This window comes from Mobilicoccus sp. (genome assembly GCF_032060985.1).
Taxonomy (GTDB): Bacteria; Actinomycetota; Actinomycetes; order Actinomycetales; family Dermatophilaceae; genus Mobilicoccus.
Genome location: NZ_DAMBGD010000016.1, coordinates 68798 through 91098 on the forward strand (window position 1 = coordinate 68798; position 22301 = coordinate 91098).

The following is a 22301-nucleotide window of genomic DNA, read 5'->3' on the forward strand; positions in this document are numbered from 1 at the left end:
TGAGCACGGTCGATCGACATCCCGCGAGCCGGTGTCCGCACCGGTCTCGCCTCCCGGCGGAGCCTGCTCCGTCACCTGCGAACCGGCCTCGGTCGGTCCCGCGATCAACATCTGAGTACGACCCCATCCCGGAGCACCCTCCGGGCTCTCACGAGAGGAGAGCACCACGATGGCGAAGCCCGTTGTGCGCAAGCCCAAGAAGAAGGCCAACCCGCTCAAGGCCGCGAAGATCGAGAACATCGACTACAAGGACACGACGCTGCTGCGGAAGTTCATCTCCGACCGCGGCAAGATCCGTGCGCGTCGCGTCACCGGTGTGTCCGTGCAGGAGCAGCGACTCATCGCCAAGGCCGTGAAGAACGCCCGCGAGATGGCCCTGCTGCCCTACTCCAGCTCGGCTCGCTGAGTCCGACCGAGTACGAGTTCAAGGAGACACACATGAAGCTCATCCTCACCAACGAGGTCACCGGCCTCGGCTCGGCGGGCGACGTCGTCGAGGTCAAGGACGGCTACGGCCGTAACTTCCTCCTCCCGCGTGGTCTCGCCACGCCGTGGAGCCGCGGCGGTCAGAAGCAGGTCGACGCGCTCCGCAAGGCGCGCGAGGCCCGCGTCATCGCCTCGCTCGAGGACGCCAAGGGCGTCAAGGGCCAGCTCGAGGCCCGCACGCTCACGATCACGGCGCACTCCTCGGAGTCGGGTCGTCTGTTCGGCGCGATCTCCCAGGCCGAGGTCGCCGACGCGGCCAAGGCCGAGGGCGTGACGATCGACCGTCGCACGGTCGAGTTCCCCGCCCCGATCAAGACCACGGGTGACCACACGGCGCTCGTGCGTCTGCACCCCGAGGTCTCGGCCACGGTGGCGCTGCAGGTCGTCGCCGGCTGACCTGACGCCGTCGGGTCTCGGCCGACGCCCCCGCCTCCCGGTTCTCACCGGGGCGCGGGGGCGTCGTCGTGCTCAGCCCATCCCCGTGACGAGCCAGCAGTCCTGTCGGGCGCGCCGGGTGAGCAGGAGGGCACGGGCGATCATGAACACCTGGAACCCGGCCCAGATCGCGGCGAGGGCGAGACCGGGCCCGGCCTGGGCCAGGGGGGCCTGCGCCGCGAGGAGCAGCCCGACGACGGGGAGATAGCCGAGGAGCAGCACGAACCCGAGCTTGGCGAGCCAGCGTGCGTCCCCCGCCCCGATGAGCACGCCGTCGAGCAGGAACGCCTGCGCGGCGACGGGTTGCCCGAGGGCGAGGACGAGGATGCCCACGGTGAGGGCGGCCCGCACCTCGGGGTCGGTCGTGAAGAGCCAGGGCAGGACGGGCGAGAGCGCGGCGAGGACGACGCCGAGCACCACGCCGAAGCCGATCGACCAGCGCGTCATGAGGGAGGTCATCGCGCGGGTCCCGGCGACGTCCCCCGCGCCGAGGGCCTTCCCGATGAGGGCCTGGCCGGCGATGGCGAGGGCGTCGAGGGCGAAGGACAGGAAGGTCCACAGCGTCCAGGCGACCTGGTGGGCCGCGAGGGTCGTCGCGCCGAAGTGGGCGGCGACCCAGGTGGTGAGCAGGACGACCGCGCGCAGGGTGATGGTGCGCAGGAAGAGCGGGACGCCGCCGACGGCCGCGCGGGCGACGGCGGCGGGGTGGGGCCGCAGGGAGGCGCCGTGGCCCTGCGCGGCCCGGACGACGACGACCGCGAGCCCGGCGGCCATGCCGGTCTGGGCGACGACCGTCCCCCACGCCGATCCGGCGATGCCGAGCCCGGCCCCGTAGACGAGCAGGACGTTGAGCACGATGTTCGCGCCGAACCCGAGGGTCGCGGCGATCAGTGGGGTGCGGGTGTCCTGCAGCCCCCGCAGCACGCCGGTGAGCGCGAGGACGGCGAGCATCGCGGGCACCCCGAGCGCGGAGATCCGCAGGTAGACGATCGCCTGGGCGGCGACGGCCGCATCGCTGCCGAACGGGCTGACCAGGGCCGGGGCACCCAGCCCGAGCCCGAGTCCCGTCGCGCACCCGAGGAGGAGGGCGAGCCACACGCCGTCGAGACCGGCGGCGAGAGCGGCGTCGTGTGCCCCGGCGCCGAGGCGTCTCGCGACGAGGGCGGTCGTCGCGTAGGCGAGGAAGAGGAAGAGACCGACAGCCGTGGCGAGGATGCTCGAGGCGACGCCGAGGCCGGCGAGGGGGGTGGTGCCGAGGTGGCCGACGATGGCGGTGTCGGCGAGGAGGAACAGTGGTTCGGCGACGAGCGTGAGCAGCGCGGGGATCGCGAGGCGCAGGATGTCGCGGCGGAGGGCGCCGTGGTCGATCTGGCCCTGTTCGGTGTCACTCCCGCTCATCGGGGGTGGCGCGGGGCTCGGGAGCAGGGTCGGTGGAGGTGTTCTCGGCGTGGAGGCTGCTCTCGCCGAGGGGGGCGGGGTCGCTGTCGATGCTGGAGCACGGAGGCAGTGTCGCCTCGATGGCCTCGGTGAGCGAACGCGGCAGCTCGTCGCGCCAGGAGTCGAGGGTGCGGCGCACGCACGACGCGGCGGAGGGGAGCGCGTCGACGTACACGCCGATCGCGTGGGGGAGACAGTCACGGATCATCGGCCGGCGGTCGAAGAGGTTGGCGACGACGGCGGCCTTGAGCAGCGCGCCGTCGGTGCGCACACCGCGTCGCTCCTGGCAGATGATCGCGGCCCGCCGCAGCCACGGGGAGCCGACGACGGCCCAGGACTTGAGCACGGGGACCTCCGTCTCCGGGCTCGCCTCGAGCGGTAGGGGGAGGCAGCAGGTCGCGAGGGCGTCGACGGTGTCGATCGTGGGGTGGTCGTCGATGAGGTCACGGTAGAGCCCGGTCGAGCGGGGGGTGCCGGCGAAGTCGCGATACCGGGGCCGGCAGGCGAGCGCCACGGCGGCGTAGCGGGATTCGAGGGTGGGCTCGTCGGTCCACAGGGTGCGGACGGCCTCGGCCCAGGTGTCGGCGTCGCGCGGTTGTTGTCTCGGGTCGCTGGTGGTCAGGGCGACGACCCGGACGATGTCCGGGACGGTCACGCCCAGGGCCGTGAGAGGTCCGCGACGGCGGCGGTTGAGGCGAGCGGCCCGCGCCTTGTCGCCGTGCGTCTCGAGGCCGGACCGCACCGCGTGGGCGAGGGCCTGTGCGACGGTGGACATGCCGCTGACAGTAGTGGATTCGTGGGACGCGCGCCGGACGGGGCGACGAGGGGGTATCCCATCATCCGGACGCCGTGACGGAGTCCTTGCCGTGTCATCGAACGGTGTGGTGGGCGTCACCGGGGATGGTCTCTTTGTCCGTTTCCTCCCCACCCCGCGCGGCCACCGGCTCGGTTCGATGTGCCGGGAGTGTGCGTCGGGTCAAGGCGCGGTCTCGCGATGGTCAGGCGGTGTCTCGACCACCGATCGGGAGGGTGCCCGTCGTTGCGCATCCCGTTGTCCACCGGTATCGGCCCAGGTCACAGCGGCGTCGGTGGACAAGCGAGGCGTTCATCCCCAGGGTCCTCCACAGGATGTGGACGTTGTCCACCGTCTCGTCCACATGCTGTCCCCAGGGCGTGTCGCGCACCCGTTTGTGACGGACGTCCGAGCGACCTAGCGTGGAGCCTCGGTCGTCCCCGCGGCCATGAACGTCGACCCGTCCTGCCAGTGCGTCGGCGCTCGGAGATTCGCCCGTGGGGAGGCGAGGAAGGCCTGTCGGTGGCGGCATGCATCGTGCCGTCGTGGGCAGGCCTGCTCGTCCGTGGGGTCGTCCCGCCGGTGTCCGTGTCCAGCTCGTCGAAATGGGGAACGCATGTCGCTCGCTCGGGTGGATCGCGCCGACATGGAGGCCGGGCTGCACGCGGTGCCCGAGGGCCCGGAGGACCGGGTTCCGCCGCAGGACGTCCACGCCGAGCAGAGCGTGCTCGGCAGCATGATGCTGAGCAAGGACGCGATCGCGGACTCCATCGAAGTCCTCCGAGGCGTCGACTTCTATCGGCCGGCGCACGAGCTCGTGTTCGAGGCGATCCTCGACCTCTACGGCCGGGGGGAGCCGGCCGACGCCATCACCGTCGCCGACGAGCTGACCAAGCGGGGTGAGCTGTCGCGGGTCGGGGGGCAGTCGTACCTGCATCAGCTCATCGCGGGGGTGCCCACGGCGGCGAACGCCGGCTACTACGCGCAGATCGTCGCCGAGCGCGCGGTGCTGCGGCGTCTCGTCGACGCGGGGACGCGCATCGTCCAGCTCGGCTACGGCACGGCGGGCGGTGACGTCGAGGAGATCGTCAACACGGCGCAGGCCGAGGTGTACGCCGTCGCCGACAAGCGCGGCGGCGAGGACTACCACCTGCTCGGTGAGCTGCTCGAGGCCACGGCCGACGAGATCGAGCAGGCCTCGGGCTCGACGGGCGAGATGGTCGGCGTCCCAACCGGGTTCACCGACCTCGACGACCTCACCAACGGCCTCCACCCGGGGCAGATGATCGTCATCGCGGCAAGGCCGGCGATGGGCAAGGCGCTCGCGCTGGACACGCCGCTGCCGACGCCGCAGGGGTGGACGACCATGGGCGAGGTCGCCGTGGGGGATCGGGTGCTCGGCGCCGACGGACGGCCGACCGCGGTGGTCGCCGTCACCGACGTGATGACCGGGCGCCCGTGCTACGAGGTCACGTTTTCGGACGGGTCGCGCCTCGTCGCGGACGAGCAGCACCAGTGGTTCACCGAGACGCGCGCGAGCCGCCGATCGTTCCAGGCGGCCCGTGACGGCCGCAATCGTCACAGGCACCAGCGCACCTTCGGGGCCGTGCGCACGACAGCCGAGATCGCGGCGACGCTGCGTTGCGAGACCGCCGACCGGAGACTCAACCACAGCGTCCCGCTGGCGGCCCCGCTCACCCTCGACCCGGCCGATCTGCCACTCGGGCCGTACACGCTCGGCGCGTGGTTGGGTGACGGCTCGTCGTCGTCGGCGGTCCTCACCTGCAACGATCCCGAGATTCTCATGAGCATCGAGAGCGAGGGGTACGTCACGGCTCCCCGTGCCGGCGTCGTGCGGCATTCGATTCGTCTGCCCGAGGAGGCCGTCGAGCCGCGGGAGTGCGTCGTCTGTGGTGCGACCTTCGTCCCGGCATCCGTCGGGGTGAGAACGTGCGGGAGGTCCTGCGGCGGGAGGGCGCGCGGTATCGGCCCCGCCTCTGTGAAGCCGTCCTGTCCTGACTGCGGCGAGCTGTACAACGGTGGACGTCGGTGCATGACGTGCTATCGGCGACACGGGTCGGTGCAGGCCGTTCTGCGCACCATCGGGGTCCTCGGCGACAAGCACATCCCGACCTCCTACCTGCGTGCGTCGGAACGCCAGCGGCGCGCGCTGCTGGCCGGGCTGCTCGACACCGATGGGACGGTGTCGAACGTGGGGTGTCCGCAGTTCACGACGACGAGCAGTCGGCTGGCGCAGGACGTGGAGGAGCTGATCGTCGGGCTGGGGTACCGGTGTTCGGTCGGCCGTAAGAACGTTCGTGGCCGGACGCCGGAGTCGTCGATCGCCTACACGATGACGTTCAGCAGCGACGAGCCCGTCTTCGGCCTCGAGCGGAAGAAGATGCTCCACAAGAGGTTGGGGCAGCGGGCGTTCCAGCGGCGTGACTCGCGGTTCATCACGTCGGTCACGCCGGTGGAGTCCGTGCCGGTGCGGTGTATCCAGGTCGCCGCAGCCGACCACCTGTACCTCGCCGGGCGCACGATGATCCCGACGCACAACTCCACGCTGGCGCTCGATTTCGCGCGGGCGGCGGCGATTCACAACGAGATGGCGACCGTCGTCTTCTCGCTCGAGATGAGCCGGAACGAGATCACGATGCGACTGCTCAGCGCCGAGGCGTCGATCCAGTTGCAGCACATGCGCAAGGGCACGATGCGCGACGAGGACTGGAGCAAGCTCGCGCGCACGATGGGTGAGGTGAGCGAGGCGCCGTTGTTCATCGACGATTCGCCGAACATGTCGCTCATGGAGATCCGGGCCAAGTGCCGCCGGCTCAAGCAGCGGCACAATCTCAAGCTCGTCATCATCGACTACCTGCAGCTCATGAGCTCGGGCAAGAAGGTCGAGTCCCGGCAGCAGGAGGTGAGCGAGTTCTCGCGTGCCCTCAAGTTGTTGGCCAAGGAGATCGAGGTGCCGGTGATCGCGCTCAGTCAGCTCAACCGTGGTCCGGAGCAGCGCACCGACAAGAAGCCGCAGGTGAGTGACCTGCGTGAGTCGGGGTGCCTCACGGCCGACACCCGCATCCTGCGGGCGGACACGGGTGCCGAGGTGTCCATCGGTGAGCTGGCGGCCTCGGGGGAGACAGACGTGCCGGTGTGGGCGTTGGACGAGTCGCTGCGGTACGTGCGCCGGCCGATGACCCACGCGTTCTCCACGGGGGTCAAGCCGGTGTACCGGCTCACCACCGCTTCCGGAAAGACGGTGCGGGCGACGGAGAACCACCCCTTCCTCACCTATGAAGGGTGGGTGCCGCTGGGCGAACTCACGTGTGGGGTGCGGGTCGCCGTGCCTCGCCACGTGGGGGCGCCGCAGGCCAGTGAGAACGACTGGGCCGACGAGGACGTGCGCACGGCGGCGGTGCTCTGCGCCGAGCATCCCGCCGCGACGATCCCCGCAGTCGTGTTCTCGCTGCCCAAGCCGCAGATCGCGCTGTTCCTGCGGGAGTTCTTCTCGCACGCCGGCGGGGTCGTGCTGTCGCAGGACCGGCCGGGCGGAGAGATCTTCGCCTTTGCCGACGAGCGGACGCGCCTGGACCGGATCGCGCGGCTGCTGCTGCGGTTCGGGATCTCCGCGGTCGTCACCGGGGACGAGTCGGGCTGGGTTCTCGACGTCGTCGACGTGGACTCCCAGCGCCGGTTCCTCCAGGAGATCGGCATCGAGGGCCCGCCCGCGCCCGATGCGGCACGGCTGCTCGACATCGTCCGCGACGTGTCGACCGCTCCGCTGCCGGGTGAGGGCCAGTTGCCGTTGTGGCAGGACGTCGCCGCGGCGCTGTCACCGGTCCCCGAGGAGGACGCGGCTCTCGTCACCGAGGTTGCCGCCCCGGCCGCGCAGGTGGGCACGTTGCGCCAGGTCGCGGCGGTGCTCGACCGTGACGGCGCCGACCTCGAGGCCGTCAACGACGTGGAGTGGGAGGTCGTCGTCGGGGTCGAGTTCGACGGGGTCGAGGAGGTCTACGACGCCACGGTGCTCGGGACGCACAACTTCGTCGCCGACGGCATCGCCGTCCACAACTCCATCGAGCAGGACGCCGACATGGTCATGCTCCTGCACCGCGAGTCGGTCTACGAGCCCGACTCCCCCCGCGAGGGTGAAGCCGACATCATCGTCGCCAAACACCGCAACGGCCCCACCCGCACCATCACCGTCGCCTTCCAGGGCCACTACTCCCGCTTCACCAACATGGCGGCGAACTACTGAGGTTCGTGTCGAGACGGGCCGTTGTCGAGATGCGCTGTCGAGATGCACTCAAAACTGTAAGAAGTGCCGTCGATTCCATGAATAAGCCGACGTTATCCGGTTCGGGCGTGTCGCCCCCTCCAGGTTATGTATCTAGCGTCTTGCCCAGTCCGGTGGTCAGACAGGGGATGTCAACTCGGCGTAGCGACTGAAGAGCAACTCCTGGCGCTCAAGTTCGGATCGGCATCGTTCGGCAGCACCGAATGCTTGGTCGACCACTTCATCAAGCACTAGATGAGCGTCGATGAGTTCGGGCGCCATGCTGCTCGGGTCGTACTGTCGAGCCAACGACTCGCCGCTGCGCAGGTCGCGCGCTGCCAACACTCCGGCGCCCGCTCTGATGATCCCTGCCCGCTGGGCATCGGAGATTTTGGGTAGCGGCAGCGTGTTCCACACAATCGTGTTGGTGAAACTGGGGTCGGACTTGAAGCGGCCGCCAACCGTCTTCTGCCAGGTCAGGAACATCGCTGACGACACGACTCCGAACAGGAAGCCGTCAGGGTCTGGGGATGTGAACAACTTGATGGATGCGATGACGGTGCTCGGCACGCGTGCCACTGTTGCGTAGAGCCGGTTCTCACTGAACGTCTGGGGTATCCCGAGGTACGGCTTCGTTGGCTGACGGCGCTCCTCAAAGAGGTGGGGAGTCGCCGCTCCCTTTCGCGTTGCCGGCTTCGGACTCGCCAACCGCCGGGTCTTGACTTCCCGGAGGCGCCTTTTGATCAGGTCGCTCGTGCGTAGGTCATCAGTCGGGGCATCGACGAGCCACAAGCACCACCGCTCCAGATCGTTGATGAGTTCATCGCCACCCTTGAATGGACGCAGGTACTTTCTCGCGACAGGGTCGGCTGCGACTCCCTCGTACTGCTCGGGCTCCACAGTCAGAAAACCCCAGTCAACCGCCTTGGACCCCGCCACGACCTCGGGTAGTTGTTGCGATAACGGCTTCATCCGCTTCTGGACCAGGACGTTCGGGCCGTCCACCAGATAGGCGTTGATGTAGGGGACCGTCCGTACCGGAGTGTTGAGATCGCGGTGATCGAAAAGTCGCGGCCGCGCAAGATCGGATCGCGAGAAGCCCACGATGACGCAGTGAACGGCGGCACCACCAGTTGCTTCGCTGGTCCACGGGAAGGTCCGGTGAGCAAACTTTATCCTCCAGCCCTGGCTGAAGATCGCACCCCAAAGGGTCGGCACAGCCTGGCCTTGGGAGATGGAGTTGGTGGACACGAATGCCCACCGGGAATCGAGGCCGGCGAGGTAGCTCAGGGCTTTGGCATGCCAGCCAGTCACGTAATCCAAGAAGCCGTCATATGCCCCTCCCCAGACGTACTGCAGATCAAGAGTCTGGTCCTTCGAGCGCTCCTTGGGGCCAAGGAAGGGCGGATTTCCGGCCACAACGACGTGCTCCGAGGGAGGGAGCACCACCTCCCAGTCGATCCGCAGCGCGTTGCCGACGACGATCTTGGCTTCACGTTGGATGGGGAGGCGTTCGGGGGCTTGCCCGAACCGCTCTCTCAGCTTGAGGTCGCACTGTCGATCGATCATGAACATGGCGGTCTCGGCGATCCGGGCTGGCCACTCGTCGATTTCGATCCCGTAGAAGTGGTCGAGGGTGACCTTCAGATCAGACTTCGCGTCGAGGGAGAGCTGGTGCTTGTCGCGGAGGTCGTAGAGCGCCTCCATGACCTGGAGCTCGATGGCTCGGAGCTCGCGATAGGCGACGATGATGAAGTTGCCGCAGCCGCAGGCTGGGTCCATGAATCGGATGGCGCCGAGTCGGTCCCAGAGTTTGTTGAGGGCGTTGACCTTCTTCTGGGTGGTGTCGCGGGCAAGGGCGGCCGCGAGCTCTTCACGCAGTTCGTCGAGGAACAGCGGGTTCAGTGTCTTGAGGATGTTCTCCTCGGACGTGTAGTGCTCGCCCAGTGCGCGTCGGGTTGCGGCGTCTCGCACTGACTGAAACATGGAGCCGAAGATCGCCGGACTGATGCTGGACCAGTCAACGGCGCAGGCGTCCAGGATGGCCGCGCGGAAGTCCTTGCCCAGTGGCGGTAGCTCGATCTTCTCCTCGAAGATCCCGCCGTTGACGTACTTGAAGCCTTCGAAGCCGTTCGGCACGCTCCTGGGGTTGGCCGTGTCGAGGAACGTGAAGAGGTCGTTCAACACCTGGGCAAGGTTCGAGCCTTCGGGCAAGGTCTCGTGCTGGATGACGTTGCGGAACGCGTCGGTGTGCCACATCTCGGTGTCGTCGCCGAACAAGAGGAAGAGGATTCGGGCAAGGGTCACCGAGATCTCGTGGTCCCGGACCTTGGGAGCCACCGTTGCCGGGTAGGCCTTCTCCACGGCGGCGTACATGTTGGCCATGAGTTTGGATGCCCGTTTGGACTCATTCTGAGCTTCGGTGTCGAAGGCCTCCCGAACCCGTCCCAGCACAGCGTTGGCGTCGAGGATGACGTCGAACGGCATCCGGATGATGTCGAGGCGAGCGGCGAACTTGGGGTCGGTGTCCCCCTTCTTGTGTCGGTGGCTGGTAAGCCGTGACGTGACTGAGCCATCCTTGGCCCGCCGCAGTGGCCAGCGCCAGACCTGCTCCTTCTCGTCGTCGAAGATGACGAGTCGGTCTGTGGTGGTCTTCGCGATCAGGCGGTCGAGTTCCGCCTCCAGCACAGATCCCGGCCGCTCATCGCAGACCCACACGCGAAGGCCCTTGTAGGACGCAACGTTGTGGGCGCTGACCTGGCGGCCGTCGTCGTCAGTGACGCTGATCGACTTCTTCACGTCGGGCGCCAGCCAGTTGAGGTCCTCGATGAAGACCTCTTGGAAGTCGCCGCGGTCCACCTTCGGCAGCAGGTCCTGGCTCACTGGTCAGTCACTCCGATCGAGCAGACGATTCGCAGCTCGTCTGACTCGCTGGAGCCGATGACGAGACGGTCTTCGCGGTGAAGTCGGTCGAGCAGGTCAAGGATGTCCTGGTCGGGATACTTGTTTCGCAGCGCGATGGACAACTGGTTGGTGGCATGGGTTGTCAGTGGCCGTTCGTGCAGGGCGTTGAGTGCGTCCTCGGCCTGTTCGGCGTAGAAGGTCCCACCGAATCGCTCCCAGATCCTTTTGCGGACACCGCGGAGGTTTCCGGCGGCACGCGCCTCGATGGTCAGTGGACCGCGAACCAGCTCGGCCTCGCGCTCGAAGTGGTCGTCACGGGGTGATGCAGTGGGGGTCGTTGGCTCAGCTTCGAAGATGCGCAGGGCCTCGGCTGGTGTAAGGAGCCGCTCAGCGCCCGCAGCGGACTCGCTGACCGCGAATGCGTCGACCCCTGACTCGGTGCGCACGAAGCACGCCACGCCACCAGTGGACTCACGGGCGTACTTGTCGCGCGTGGAATGGATGAGGTCGGGCAGCGCGAGCACCCTCTTTGTCACCTCGGGGTGGCTGTTCTGGGCGTTGCTCCACGCCAGCCAGGCCTCGCTCACGGCGTCTGCTTCGCCCTCTCCGTCGTCATCGCCGTCAGAGAGGTTTCCGTTGTAGAAGTTGTGGAGGAGGTTGATCTCGTCGTCGGTTCCGAAGAACTGCTCATCGGAGCCGAATGCTTCGGCGGCCGCACTGAGACGCGCACGGATGCGCTGGCGCAGGCGAATCTGCTGCTCGACCTTGTCGTGGGTGATCAGGTAGACGTGGACCGTGTCGGACTCCTGTCCGACGCGGTCGACTCGACCGGCGCGTTGGATGAGCCGGATGATCGCCCACGGCAGGTCGTAGTTGACGATCACGTGACTGTCTTGAAGGTTCTGGCCTTCTGAGAGGACGTCCGTGGCAACGAGGACCGCGATGGGGTCAGCGGGCTCGGCCACCTCGCTGACGCTTTGGGCTGGGAGCCGATTTGAGCGTGGGGAGAATCGGCGGGCGACATCGGAGGGGTCAGCCACGTCTCCCGTCGCCAACCCGACGTTGTCGACACCCGCGGCCTCAAGCGCGTCCGCGACGTACTCGGCGGTGTCCTTGTACTCGCTGAAAACGAGTACCTTCTGGCCCTCGTGGTCACCGCGTAGCAGGTCGACCAGCGCGTTCACTTTCGTGTCACGCGTGGAGTCCCAGCTGCCGAAGCGGACCAGGAGGGACGTGATCAGCTCGTTGTCCTTGATGAGGTCGTGCCGCAGCGTGGTCTTGAAGACCGTAGAGTTGAGCCACTTGGTCTTCGCCGGCGCGCTGTCGCGCAACTCCTGGTAACGACTGGCCAGCGACCCACCTACTGGCTCGTCGCTCTCGAGGTCGTCGTCGCTGACGGCGATCTGCCTATCGGTGAAGCTCCCCAGCGGGACCTGCAGCTTATGGTCGATCGCGTGGATGAAGAGCTCGTTCCGGGCTCGCTGACGCTGCAAGGACAGGATGAAGGAGTGCCCGGACGACGAGAGGCGCTTGAACAGGCCGATGCGCACGAAGCCGCTGACGTTGCCTCGCCCTGAGCGGATGTCGTCCAGGTACTTCTTGTCCTCGGCAGTCTTGGTTGCTCGGGTGTTCTCGTAGTCGGAGAGCCGATACCGCGGCAGCGTCAGTTTCGCGATCGCGTCGAGAGTGGTGTCGTCCTCCATCAACGATGCCGGGTCGTCCTTCCCGAACGTGTGTGTGAGCGGATGCGGGACCCGGTTCGGGAAGAAGAACTCGGTGCCGTCGGCGAACTGGAGGTACTCGCGCTCTTGGACTGTCCCGTCCGCGAGGGTGACCAGCTTCTTCTTGGCGGACTTCTTGATGAAGCTGCGGGTGCGACGCACGAGGTGGTCGGACATGAGCCGGCGCCAGTCGTCAGATTCTTCGGAGCGCTTGAAGGCCACGAGCGTGTTCGTCTTGCCGTCGACCTTGTCCGCCAGGGTGTGGTCCTTGGCCATCGCCGCCGAAGGGACGATCCCCAGGTCCTCGTCCTCTTCGATGTACAGGGCCAGTTGGTTGGCGACGTCGGCGAAGGCCAAGTTGTAGGGAGTCGCGGTGAGGAGCAGGACCTTGCTGGAGTTGCGGCGGACATACTCGCTGATCGCCTCGTGGGCCCTGGTGGTGTCATTGCGAAGGTTGTGTGACTCATCGCAGATGACGAGTTTGTACAGCTTCAGGTCTGGAAGGACCTTGTCAGCCATCGAGTAGGGAACGACGCGCGCCCCCTCCACCCCGTAGGCTTCCAAGTGCTCCTGCCACATCGACTCCAAGTTCTTCGGGCACAGCACCAAGGTGGTGTAGTCCTCGGCGGCTTGAAGCATCAGGGCAGTGGCGACCGCCGTGAGCGTCTTGCCCAACCCGACGACGTCGCCCAACATGGTGCCGCCGCGGCGAACGATCCGACGAGCCAGGGTTCGCACAGCCGTGACCTGGTAGTCGAGGAGAAGGTCCTGCATCGACTTGGGAAGCACGTACCCCAGGCCGTCGCGGGCATCTTGTGAGAGGGCGTGACAGACCTTGAGGTAGACCTCGAATGGTGTGGCCTGCTCCTCCCCGGACCACGACTCCTCGATCAGCTCGATGATCTCCTTGGTGATCGTCAGGGAGTACTTGTCGTCCCAGCGGTCCTCGAACCATGACGCCAGCTTCTGGTTGGGGTCCTGGTCCGAAATGTCGATGTTGAGCTCAAGGTTGTTGAACAGCCCGGCGCCCGTGAAGTTGGAGGACCCGAGGTAGGACCACAGCGGGGCAGGCCCACCGCCCCCGCGAAGGATGTATGCCTTGCCGTGCAGCGGTCGCCGAGTGAACACCTTGATCTGGACACGCCCCGACTCCAACTGCCGCTTCATGAGCTGAAGGGTGGCCTGCCCGCTCTTGGTCGGCAGCCCGCGCATCAACTGCGTCCGCAGGTGGCGCACGAGCCGCTCCTTCTGATCGAGCGCCTTGCTGTTGTCGTGGATGGCTGCACCGGCCCCTTGCTCCGCAAGCTCTGCTTGGAGCGAGCTCAGGATGGCCTGGGAGTCGGACGGGGCGACCATTCCCACGAGGACCCGAGCGACAGGCGGGTCCCCCTCGGCGAAGGGCTTGCCCCCGATGATGTCTCCGAGGTGGCCCCAGCCTCGAAGGTCGAGGTAGCCCGTGGCGACGTCCAACGACTCGTAAGACCCTTCGAAGTAGTCCCGGAGGGCTACGCCCAGTTGACTCTCCGGCGTGAGGTTGTCAAAGATCTTCGGCACAGTGGTGATCCTGCCCTAGGAGTCCGACGCCGGCGCGGCGTGCAGTTCAGGCCGGTTTCGGTCCGGGGGCACCGCGTACCGCTGAAGGCACCAACGCCGATTGGCCAGCTCCACCTGGACCTTCCGCCGTTGGGCGTGTGTGCCTTCGCCGCGCTCGATCGCTTGCAGCAGCACCGCAATGTCCGCGAGCAGTTCGGCGCGCTCGTAGTCGAAGGCCTCACGGCATGGCCGCCCGCAGAAGAGCGGCAGCCGGCCAGCCTTCGGGCGCGTGACCTTGCGCAGGCAGCTGGGGTTGAGGCAGGGCATCTTGGCGGCGCACAGGACAGCGCGGGGGATCGCGTCGGCCACGGTGGCCAAGGTTGCCCGCTCCAAGGGAACGAGGGTGTTCAGGCGTCGGCTCATCAGATCATCGAGGGCTTTCCTCGTCGGGGTGGTCAGCCCCGAAACGGTTGGTGACCCCACCGTACCCACCTCCAAGGTCTCAGCCGAGTACCCAAGGCAACTCTCGGTCGAGCGGCCCCGCGCTACAAATATTTAGCGTATCGACTCGACCTGCACAAACACGCACCGACACATAAATCAGGGACAGATGAGCAGGGGGCCTCGGCGTTTCCGTCCGGCAAATATTTGCGCGATTCCCCTTGTCTGAGTCGAATGGCCAGGTCTACCCTTGCGAGCAAGACGGTCGCTGTGGGCCTGAGTCCGGACATGGATGAGGGGCACCCGCTGGCACGGGTACCCCTCGGCGACGGTCCCGATGTAACTGTTGCCCAGAAACGAAGGTGCCGTCGCGTGGACGAGTCTATTTCGCATGCCCGAAAGCGGCCAGCCCCTGTGGTGCTTGCCCCTGACCTCGAAGCCGAGTGGCTCTTCGATGTAGGCGCCGGCCTTTCCGTGTGGCCCTGGTCCGGGCGCCCGGATGTCACCCGCTTGCAGCGAACCCGCACGCCGAAGGTAAAGGCACGCTCGGGGCACATCCCCGTGTATGCCTTCACCGTCACGACAGGCACGCACCTCCACCTCGAATCAGGTCTCGAGCACGACCTCGTCAGGGAGCTCGACCGCCGCAGCGACGTGACCTGGCTGGTCGCCCAGCCGTGCAGACTGCGGCTTCCTGCAAAGCGCCGTGGCAGCCGCCTCGAGCACACGCCTGACCTGCTCAGTCGTCACGGCGACGGCACGATTCGGCTCTGGGATGTCCGGCCGGCCAAGCGTCATGACGAGGACTTCAAGTTGAAGGTGCGCTTGACCGCCGAGGCGTGCGTCGAGGTGGGGTGGCGCCACGAGGTCTTCGCCGGCTGGTCACGGATCCGGCGGGTGAACCTGATGTGGATTCATGGATTCCGGCGGCGCATGCCGTGGTACCCCGGATCACTGCGTCTCCTACACGAGCACCTCGAGGGCGCGGGGACCGTCGCCGACGTCCTCGACCTTGATGCCGGTGGAGGGCATGTGGTGTCCGCGATGTGGCACGGCGTCTGGAACGGACAGATCGACTGCGACCTGGACTCCCCAATCACGCGTACCACGCCATTGGTGATCCACCAGCCAGCGGACGTTTCCTCGTGAGCAAGGCGGTGGAGCTGTTCGTCGGAGCCCGGGCCTTGATGTCCTTTGGCCCGGCCGTCGTCGTGGAGCTGGGGCGGCACGGCGTCACGGTCAAGGACGCCGTCGGGGACAACCACTTCGTTCGGGCCGACCAGCTCACCGTCACCGGATTCGGCGACGAGGGCCTGGATGCGATCCACCTGTCGCTGCAGCCGTGGTGGAGCAGCCTGACTCCCACAATGCGCGCAGAGGTCCACCTCAAGCGCGAAGTGGTCCTTGAGATACTCACGGCCTACCGCGACGGTCATCCGCTGATGGCCCGAGACGGGGAACCGTTCCACCCGTTCGGGGAAGGCTTTGGGGTCAGCCTGAGCAAGCGGATCGAGGCGATGGCCCGACAGCTCACCTTCGAGTACAGCGTCGACCGGATGCGGGTCCGGCGCCTCCTGGCCGGTGAGGTCGTGAAGAACAGCGTCGCGCCCAACACCATCCGCGGCTGGATCAAAGCCTTCAAACGCGACGGTCTGCGCGGACTGGTGGACGGTCGCAAGACCAAGGGCCGGCAGGGCTTCGAGGTCATCGACCCCCGGTTCGTCCGCATCGTCGACGAGGAACTGGCGGGGTTTGACGGCACCCGCAGCAAGGTCAGCATCGTCGAGATCGAACGGCGGGTCCTGGTCCGGCTCAAGCAGGAAGGCATCGACGACATCGACCTGCCTCAACGGATCACCCAGCAGTACCTGTCGATGCGGTTCGCCGCCTTGGGGCACACAACCAAGCAGCACAAGTCCTCCACGCTGCGCAGGAACTCCAGCCGGAGCAACTACCCGGCCACCCACCCGGGACACTTCGCGGTCGACGTCACCCGGTGCGACAACCTGGTCTGGGACGACGTCTACGAACGCGTCTACTCCGTCGAGATCATCACGATCATCTCTGTCCCGAGCCGCGTGGTCGTCGCCTGCCGCGTCGTCCCCCAGTCCGCGAACGCACTCGAGATCGCCCTCGCGCTGTATGACGCCATCCGGCCCTTCTCGATGGTCGTCGAAGACACCACCATCGACGACTTCCGGTGGTGCGGCATCCCCGCCAGCCTCGACCTCGGCGACAACCCCGTCACCGCACACGCCAGCCGCGTCCGCACCAGCCGAGAGGTGACCGGCCGACACGTCAAACCCGGCATCTGGCCCATCTCCATGCGGGCTGACAACGGCAAGATCTTCCTCAGCGACAGCCTGCTCGCGCTGCTGCGCGACTGGAATGTCGACCTCATGCCCTCCCGGCCCGGCCGTCCCATCGACAACAACATCGTGGAGCGCTGGCACGACAGCCTCCAGGCGGCATACCAGTCCTTCCGCAACGGGGCCGGGTTCAAAGGCCGCGCCGTCCACGAACGGGGACGGTTCGTCGGCTGGGTTGGGTTCGAGCCTCTCAGATCGTGGCGCGAGCTGCAGCAACACCTACACCGGCACACCGCCATCGCCTACCACCGCAACCGACACGGCGGAGTGAAGATCCCCGGCGTCGAAGACGGCAACTTCACCCCGCTCGAGCGCCACGACATGCTGCACACGATCACCGGGCGCCTGCTCGTCCCGCAACACCCGGACCTGATCTTCAGCCTCCTGCCCGAGAAGTGGCTCACCCCCGGCAACGGCGGCGTCGCCTTCCGCGGCCTCACCTACGACGGCGACATCCTCGACGAGATCCGCGGCGTCCGTCCCGGCACCTACCGCGCCCAGGACGCCAAGGTGCCCTTCCACTACGACCCCCGCGACCGGTCCCGGCTCTGGCACCGCAGCCGACACGACGACCGCATCTACGAACTGCAGTGGCGCGACGCCCACCTGGTCGAAGCGCCGCTCACCGACGTCGTCGTACAACGAGCCCGCCAGCTCATCCGAGACCGCGGCGGCAACCGCGTCGTATCCCGCCGCAACGTGACCCGCGAGATCATCGCCGCCATCACCGAGCTCAGCGCCGCACCCACCGACGAGGAATGGCGCAGCAAGCTCATCCGCGCCGGCATGCGCCACGACCAAGCCCTCATCGACCACGCCGAAGCCGACGCCGCACGCGCGCTCATCGACACCGCCGCCGACGTCACGCCACCCAGCCTCCGCCCCGGCGCCTCCCTCGCCGAAGACGACCCCATCGCCGACGCCGCCGAGACAACCACACAGATCGACTTCGACTCAGCCTTCCCCGACTACGACAGCGAGGCCATCTGATGGACGCCCGCCTGTGGCACCAGCAAGCCACTGCCCCGCCCGGGACCATGCCGACACCGATCCCTGTCGAGACCTTCGACGCGATGTCCGCGGCCGCCCAGGACGAGTACTGGGACGAGATCACCACCGCCATGACCGGGCTCGTCCTCCCCTCGGTCCTGGCACAGCGCGCCGCCCACCACCTCACCCGACTCGTCGACCGCAACCGGCTCCGGCCGCCCGGGGCCAAGGCGATTGGGTCGGTCAGCGCCTCTTTCGCCGTCGGCAAGTCGACCTTCGTCAAGGACTGGGCCCAAGCGGCATACCGCGACCTGCTCGGCCCGGCCTGCGCCGACCCCCGCCCCACGTGGAACCCAGAGCCCGGCGTCACGGCGGACTGGATCCCGCAGCTCTACCTCACCCTGCGCGCCGCCTCGAAGATCCGTGACGTCCTCGCCGCGCTGCTGCTGACGATGGGCTACCCCAGCGAGGGCCTCGTTCGCGTCACCACGACCAGGGTCATCCACGCCTTCCGGCAGCACGGGGTGAGACTGCTGCTCATCGACGACAGCCACTTCCTCGACGTGTCCAACAAGGACAGCCGCGACATGCTCGACTTCCTCAAGTACCTCAACACTGAGCTCGGTGAGCTCGGCGGCACGATGATCCTCGTCGGCGCCGACCTGCACGAGTCCCCGCTCTACCTCGACCCGCAGATCAACTCCCGACTCGAACGCCTCACCCTGACTGCGTACCCGCTGGCCACCGACGACGACCGACGCACTTGGCAACGCTTCCTCAAGGACGCCGAGACCGTGCTGCTGCCGTACTTCGACTGCGCACCGGCAGGGATCTTCTCCCGACAGCACGCCGGCTACATCTGGCGCCGCACCCAGGGCTACGTCGGCGACACTGCCCTACTTCTCACCGAAGCCATGCTCGCCGCCTTCGACGACGGCTCCGACACCATCACCACCGCCCACCTCGACGCCGTCCCCCTCTCCGCCCGGGCGATCGCCGGCGAAGCCGAGCTGCGCGCGGTCGCGCCCCAGCCCTCCCGGCGGCGACGGGTCAAGGTGGCCGTGTCATGACCGTCCTGCCCGTACGTCCCGACCCGCGGCCGTCCGAACCGCTCAGCTCGTATGCCGCGCGGCTCGCTGACGCCAACGGCCTCACCCGATCCCGGCTCCTGCTGCCCTGGCGGCACGACATCGACATCCCCCGACGCGAGCTCGACGCCGTCGCCTCGCTGGCCGGGCTCGACGCAGATGCCGCCGGGCGCCTGACGATGAACCGCTACCCGCTGGCCATCCGCGGCCACGGCCCCCAGCGCCGCCACGGCTGGCGCCTGCATCACGCGGTGGTGTGGATCTGCCCGGCCTGCACCGTCGCGACCGGACACACCGACCTGCTCTGGCAGACCGCCCTCATGCCCGTCTGCCTCCGGTGTCGCTGCTACCTCGTCCAGGCCGGCACCGCGCACATCGTGCAAGCGGCCCACCCTCGGGTCCTCGAGCTCGCCGAGATCCTGCGCGACCTGACCGAAACCGCCATCGACCAGCCCCGAGCCCGCGCCATCCTCTACCAACTGCGCCGCCGCTGCCAGGCCGCCGCCGCCACAGTCGAGGCCCATCCCAAAGACCTGAACCCCGGGCTCCCGACGATCGACGCCGCCGCCGCGCGCAAGTGGGACGCCTACCCCTCACCCGACCCGGGCACGGTCGCATCCCTGCTCGTCCTGTTCGGCCGTCGCCTCGTCCGAGAGAAGCGCCAGCGCCCCGCGCACTGCCGGCGACACCAAGCCGGCGTCTTCACCCCTGCAGACCGGGCCCGGCTCGAATGGTTCCTCACCCGACTGCGGCACCACGTCACCCGCGACGGACTCCATCCGGGGCACGTCCCGGCGCTCCTGCCACTCCCCACCGACAAGGACGCACCGGCGCGACGGCCCGGCCAGTGGCTGTCCCTGACCCGAGCCGCCGTCGCCCTGCACCTGCTCATCACCCAAGCCCACGACGGCGACCCCAATCCCGACCAGACGACCGCCGCACTCGGGGTGAGCGGCATACCGACCAGCCTGCTCATCGACGGCATCCACACCCGCGCGGGCCTTCGCGAGCAGGACGCCGACCTGCTCGGTCGATCCCTCGACGCGCTGCTGGCCCCCGGGCTCGTCGACTACCGGCGACGCCGCGACACCCTGCGCGCCGTCACCCGGCTCCCCTCGAGCACCGCCCGACTCCTGCCGCCCAGCGCAGGCCGCGGCGACACCCAGGTCCTGGCGCAGGGTTGGATCTGGACGAGGTTCACCCACGGCCCCATGCGCTCCAGCCCTTGGGCGCACATCCAGGACCGGGACATCCACGACTTCGACTCACGCATCGACCCCGAGACGAGGCTGCTGCTGCACGAGACCGGACAGCAACTCCTCGCCGACGCCGACCTGCTCACCATCCCGGCCGCCCAGGCCACTTGGGCCGGCGTCACCCGGAGGTACGGATGACCACCATCGAACCGGACCTCGAAGAGCTCCGAACCCGAGCCGCCCGGATCCTGCAGGCCATGGACGCCACTCCGATCCCGGCCATGGACGCCACCTTCCACGCCCACTACACCGAGGAACTTCGGATGGTCGTCGAAGAGCTCCTCGCCGCCGATCCGCCCTGTCACCGCGTCGCGGATCGGGTGTGGCTGCTCTGGAACTGCGACGACATCATCGGCACATACCGCAGCGAACTAGACGCCCAAGAAGCGCGCGCCGACCTCCAGCACCAGCTGCTGTGCGACTACGGACTCCACATCGAGCTCCTCGAGTCCATCACCATCACGACCGCGGACATTCGCTGTGTGCGACCCGCTGCGCTACAGGCGCGGCCGTGAGAGGCATCAGCCGCGAGGTCCTCGCCCGCGACGCCGCTTGGACCCTGGCGGACGGCAACTGCAAGGGACTGGCCCGACGCTGGAACGACTGGGAGAAGACGTACCTCTCCGCCGAAGCCGTCGAAGACCGCGCCCGACTCCTTCTTGCGCCGGTCGCGGTCTGCGCGGGCTGTCCCATCAGCACCGAGTGTGCCGACCTCGCCGAGCTCTCCGGCTACACCGGCATCGCCGGTGGCCGCGCCTACCGCAACGGCCGGGACGACACCTACCGGCTGCGCCAACCAGCGCGTCAGCAGTCAGCATGAACACCGCCGCCCTGCCGGTCAGCATCGCCCCCCGAGAAGGTGAGTCGATCGAGTCATGGCTCGAGCACCTCGCCGACGCCAACGGCCTCACCACCGCCCAGCTCCTCAACGCCACCGGCAGCGGCCGCGGCTGCACCCGCTACCTCACCCTCGCGCCCTCCCCGGAGACCATCTCGCGTCTCGCGGCCCTCGCCCGAGTCAGCGAAGCCAGCGTGCATGCCGCGACCCTCGCCGCCTTCGACGGCATCGCCCTCGACCTGACCGGGCTCGACCCGGGCGACCGGCACTCCTACCGGAAGGTCGCCGCGCGCGGCTGGACCCCCGCCCACGGTACCCAGCTCTGCCCAGCCTGCCTCGCTCACACCGGGACGTGGAAGACCGCGTGGCGACTCCTGCTCGCCACCGCCTGCACCGCTCACTCCGCCGTCCTCGTCGCGGAATGTCCGTCGTGTGGGCGGCCATTCCGCGACCAACGCCACTCCCACCTACGCCGGGTTGGCGCCACGCCGGTGTGCGGGAATCCGCTCGGGCAAGGACCGGTCAAGCAGTGCCAACACGAACTCACCACCATCACTACGGCGCCCGCCTCACCGGCGTTGCTCGCGGCGCAGAGGCGGATCGACGCTGCTCTCGCCGGGGAGCACGTCACTGTTCTCGGGGAACCGGCGAAGCCCGCGGCATACCTCGCCGACCTGCGACACCTCACCACGCTCTTGTTGCACCTCGCCGGACAACCCGGTGCCGACACCCGGGCTCCCTGGGTGCCTGACCTCGCCGCCATCGCCACACACCGAACTGCCGCCCGCGGACCCCGCTGGGGGCTGCGTCCACCGGACGACCCACGCATCCGCGGTGAAGCGCTGGCGACGGCGGACGCGATCCTGTCCGCTGCCGACGTCGACACCGCGGCAGGGCTGTTGACGCCGTGGACCGAGCTCACTCCGACCACCAACGACGGCCCGCTCGGCTGGCTCGCCGACCGCACCGTCATGACCCCCACGCTCACCCGCCTTGTCATGGCCGCAGGTGCCCCCCACCGGCGCCTGTCCCACCACCTCGACATCCCCAGAACCGATGGAGCCCGTATGCCGATCAACCGGCTCGTCATCCCGCAAGTCATCCCGCACGAGCAGTACCTCGAGCATCTTGCTGGCGCGACCGACTCCAGTGAAGCCACCGTCCGCCTCTTTGCGTCGTTGTCGCTGACGCGACTGCATCCAGACGTTAGGTCATGGGCCGCAGCCGCGGAAGCATTCGGTATGCCCGGCCCCATGGGGGTGCGGTGCGCCCGAGCGTGTTCGGCAACCATGGTCGTCACTGCAGACGAGTGGGAAGCCCGGATCTGGCGGGCCGTCGAGGACACACCCCGACGCGACTATCGGGCCATCGAGGCGAAGGTCTGGCATCGGCTCGGCATGAGTGGTTGGTTCGACGAATGGGCCCGCCGCTGCCGCCCGTCAACCCGCGACAGCAGCCAGCCTCACGCCCTGACTTGGCAGTGGGTCCACGTCGCCCACGGACACCTTGACCTCTCACCCGCCTGGCGAGGCAAGAGTCCCAGCGCGAAGGACCGCGCCCACTATCGCCAGTTCGCTGTCTCCCTCGACGAACGCCAGCAGTTCGAACTCGCCTACGCACTCCGCGACCGGGCGTGACGATGACGAGTGTCACCCGTCGGCGATGCGAGGAGCCGCCTTGGGCCCAACCGCTTGGCGGCTTCACGACGTGTCGGCATCCACGGTGCTGCCA

At 67.9% G+C, this 22301-nt stretch carries 15 protein-coding genes; 10 read left to right on the forward strand and 5 right to left on the reverse strand.

Annotation, left to right across the window (positions count from 1 at the left end; translation table 11 throughout):
• Positions 1-169: 169 nt before the first annotated feature.
• Positions 170-406 (forward strand): 30S ribosomal protein S18, encoded by a 237-nt coding sequence (gene rpsR / locus RT054_RS12590; protein WP_040155401.1) that lies wholly within the window; start codon positions 170-172, stop codon positions 404-406.
• A gap of 32 nt (positions 407-438) precedes the next feature.
• Complete coding sequence (gene rplI / locus RT054_RS12595) at positions 439-882, forward strand: 50S ribosomal protein L9 (protein ID WP_312720816.1); 444 nt, start codon at positions 439-441, stop codon at positions 880-882.
• A gap of 72 nt (positions 883-954) precedes the next feature.
• Here the strand turns inward: rplI and RT054_RS12600 are convergent, their stop codons facing one another.
• Together RT054_RS12600 and RT054_RS12605 are read right to left on the reverse strand one after the other, a co-directional pair.
• Positions 955-2319 (reverse strand): MATE family efflux transporter, encoded by a 1365-nt coding sequence (locus RT054_RS12600; RefSeq protein WP_313024050.1) that lies wholly within the window; start codon positions 2317-2319, stop codon positions 955-957.
• A complete protein-coding gene (locus RT054_RS12605) occupies positions 2306-3133 on the reverse strand; it encodes a DNA alkylation repair protein (protein WP_313024052.1) in 828 nt (275 codons plus the stop codon). Before RT054_RS12605 ends, RT054_RS12600 begins: the two co-directional genes overlap by 14 nt.
• 757 nt (positions 3134-3890) lie before the next feature.
• Between RT054_RS12605 and dnaB the strand changes: the two genes are divergently transcribed.
• On the forward strand, positions 3891-7412 hold the full coding sequence (gene dnaB / locus RT054_RS12610; RefSeq protein WP_396837293.1) for a replicative DNA helicase: 3522 nt from the start codon (positions 3891-3893) through the stop codon (positions 7410-7412).
• Positions 7413-7568: 156 nt separating this feature from the next.
• On the opposite strand, the gene RT054_RS12615 is transcribed toward dnaB, so the two are convergent.
• From RT054_RS12615 to RT054_RS12625, 3 genes are read right to left on the reverse strand one after another with little or no spacing between them, the layout of a single operon-like run.
• The gene (locus RT054_RS12615; RefSeq protein WP_313024056.1) at positions 7569-10313 is read right to left on the reverse strand and encodes a DNA methyltransferase; all 2745 of its coding nucleotides are present in this window, start codon (positions 10311-10313) and stop codon (positions 7569-7571) included.
• Positions 10310-13609 (reverse strand): helicase-related protein, encoded by a 3300-nt coding sequence (locus RT054_RS12620; RefSeq protein WP_313024059.1) that lies wholly within the window; start codon positions 13607-13609, stop codon positions 10310-10312. The genes RT054_RS12615 and RT054_RS12620 overlap by 4 nt, the downstream gene beginning before the upstream one ends.
• 15 nt (positions 13610-13624) lie before the next feature.
• Complete coding sequence (locus tag RT054_RS12625; RefSeq protein WP_313024063.1) at positions 13625-14011, reverse strand: hypothetical protein; 387 nt, start codon at positions 14009-14011, stop codon at positions 13625-13627.
• Between the two features lie 390 nt (positions 14012-14401).
• Here RT054_RS12625 and RT054_RS12630 point away from each other — a divergent pair, with 390 nt between their 5' ends.
• The 7 genes from RT054_RS12630 to RT054_RS12660 all read left to right on the forward strand — a co-directional run bounded on the left by RT054_RS12630 (position 14402) and on the right by RT054_RS12660 (position 22207).
• Positions 14402-15178, forward strand: coding sequence for a TnsA-like heteromeric transposase endonuclease subunit (locus tag RT054_RS12630; protein ID WP_313024065.1), 777 nt, complete (start codon positions 14402-14404; stop codon positions 15176-15178).
• A complete protein-coding gene (locus RT054_RS12635) occupies positions 15175-17388 on the forward strand; it encodes a transposase (RefSeq protein WP_313024068.1) in 2214 nt (737 codons plus the stop codon). The genes RT054_RS12630 and RT054_RS12635 overlap by 4 nt, the downstream gene beginning before the upstream one ends.
• Before the next feature lie 83 nt (positions 17389-17471).
• Positions 17472-18458 carry a TniB family NTP-binding protein gene (locus RT054_RS12640; RefSeq protein ID WP_313024070.1) on the forward strand — a complete coding sequence of 329 codons (987 nt, stop codon included), beginning with the start codon at positions 17472-17474 and terminating at the stop codon, positions 18456-18458.
• Complete coding sequence (locus tag RT054_RS12645) at positions 18455-19870, forward strand: TniQ family protein (RefSeq protein WP_313024073.1); 1416 nt, start codon at positions 18455-18457, stop codon at positions 19868-19870. Before RT054_RS12640 ends, RT054_RS12645 begins: the two co-directional genes overlap by 4 nt.
• Positions 19867-20247, forward strand: a complete 381-nt coding sequence (locus tag RT054_RS12650) for a hypothetical protein (RefSeq protein WP_313024075.1) — start codon at positions 19867-19869, stop codon at positions 20245-20247. Before RT054_RS12645 ends, RT054_RS12650 begins: the two co-directional genes overlap by 4 nt.
• On the forward strand, positions 20244-20552 hold the full coding sequence (locus RT054_RS12655) for a hypothetical protein (RefSeq protein ID WP_313024077.1): 309 nt from the start codon (positions 20244-20246) through the stop codon (positions 20550-20552). Before RT054_RS12650 ends, RT054_RS12655 begins: the two co-directional genes overlap by 4 nt.
• Positions 20549-22207: a TniQ family protein gene (locus tag RT054_RS12660; protein ID WP_313024079.1), complete on the forward strand. Its 1659-nt coding sequence runs from the start codon at positions 20549-20551 to the stop codon at positions 22205-22207. Before RT054_RS12655 ends, RT054_RS12660 begins: the two co-directional genes overlap by 4 nt.
• Positions 22208-22301: the final 94 nt, after the last annotated feature.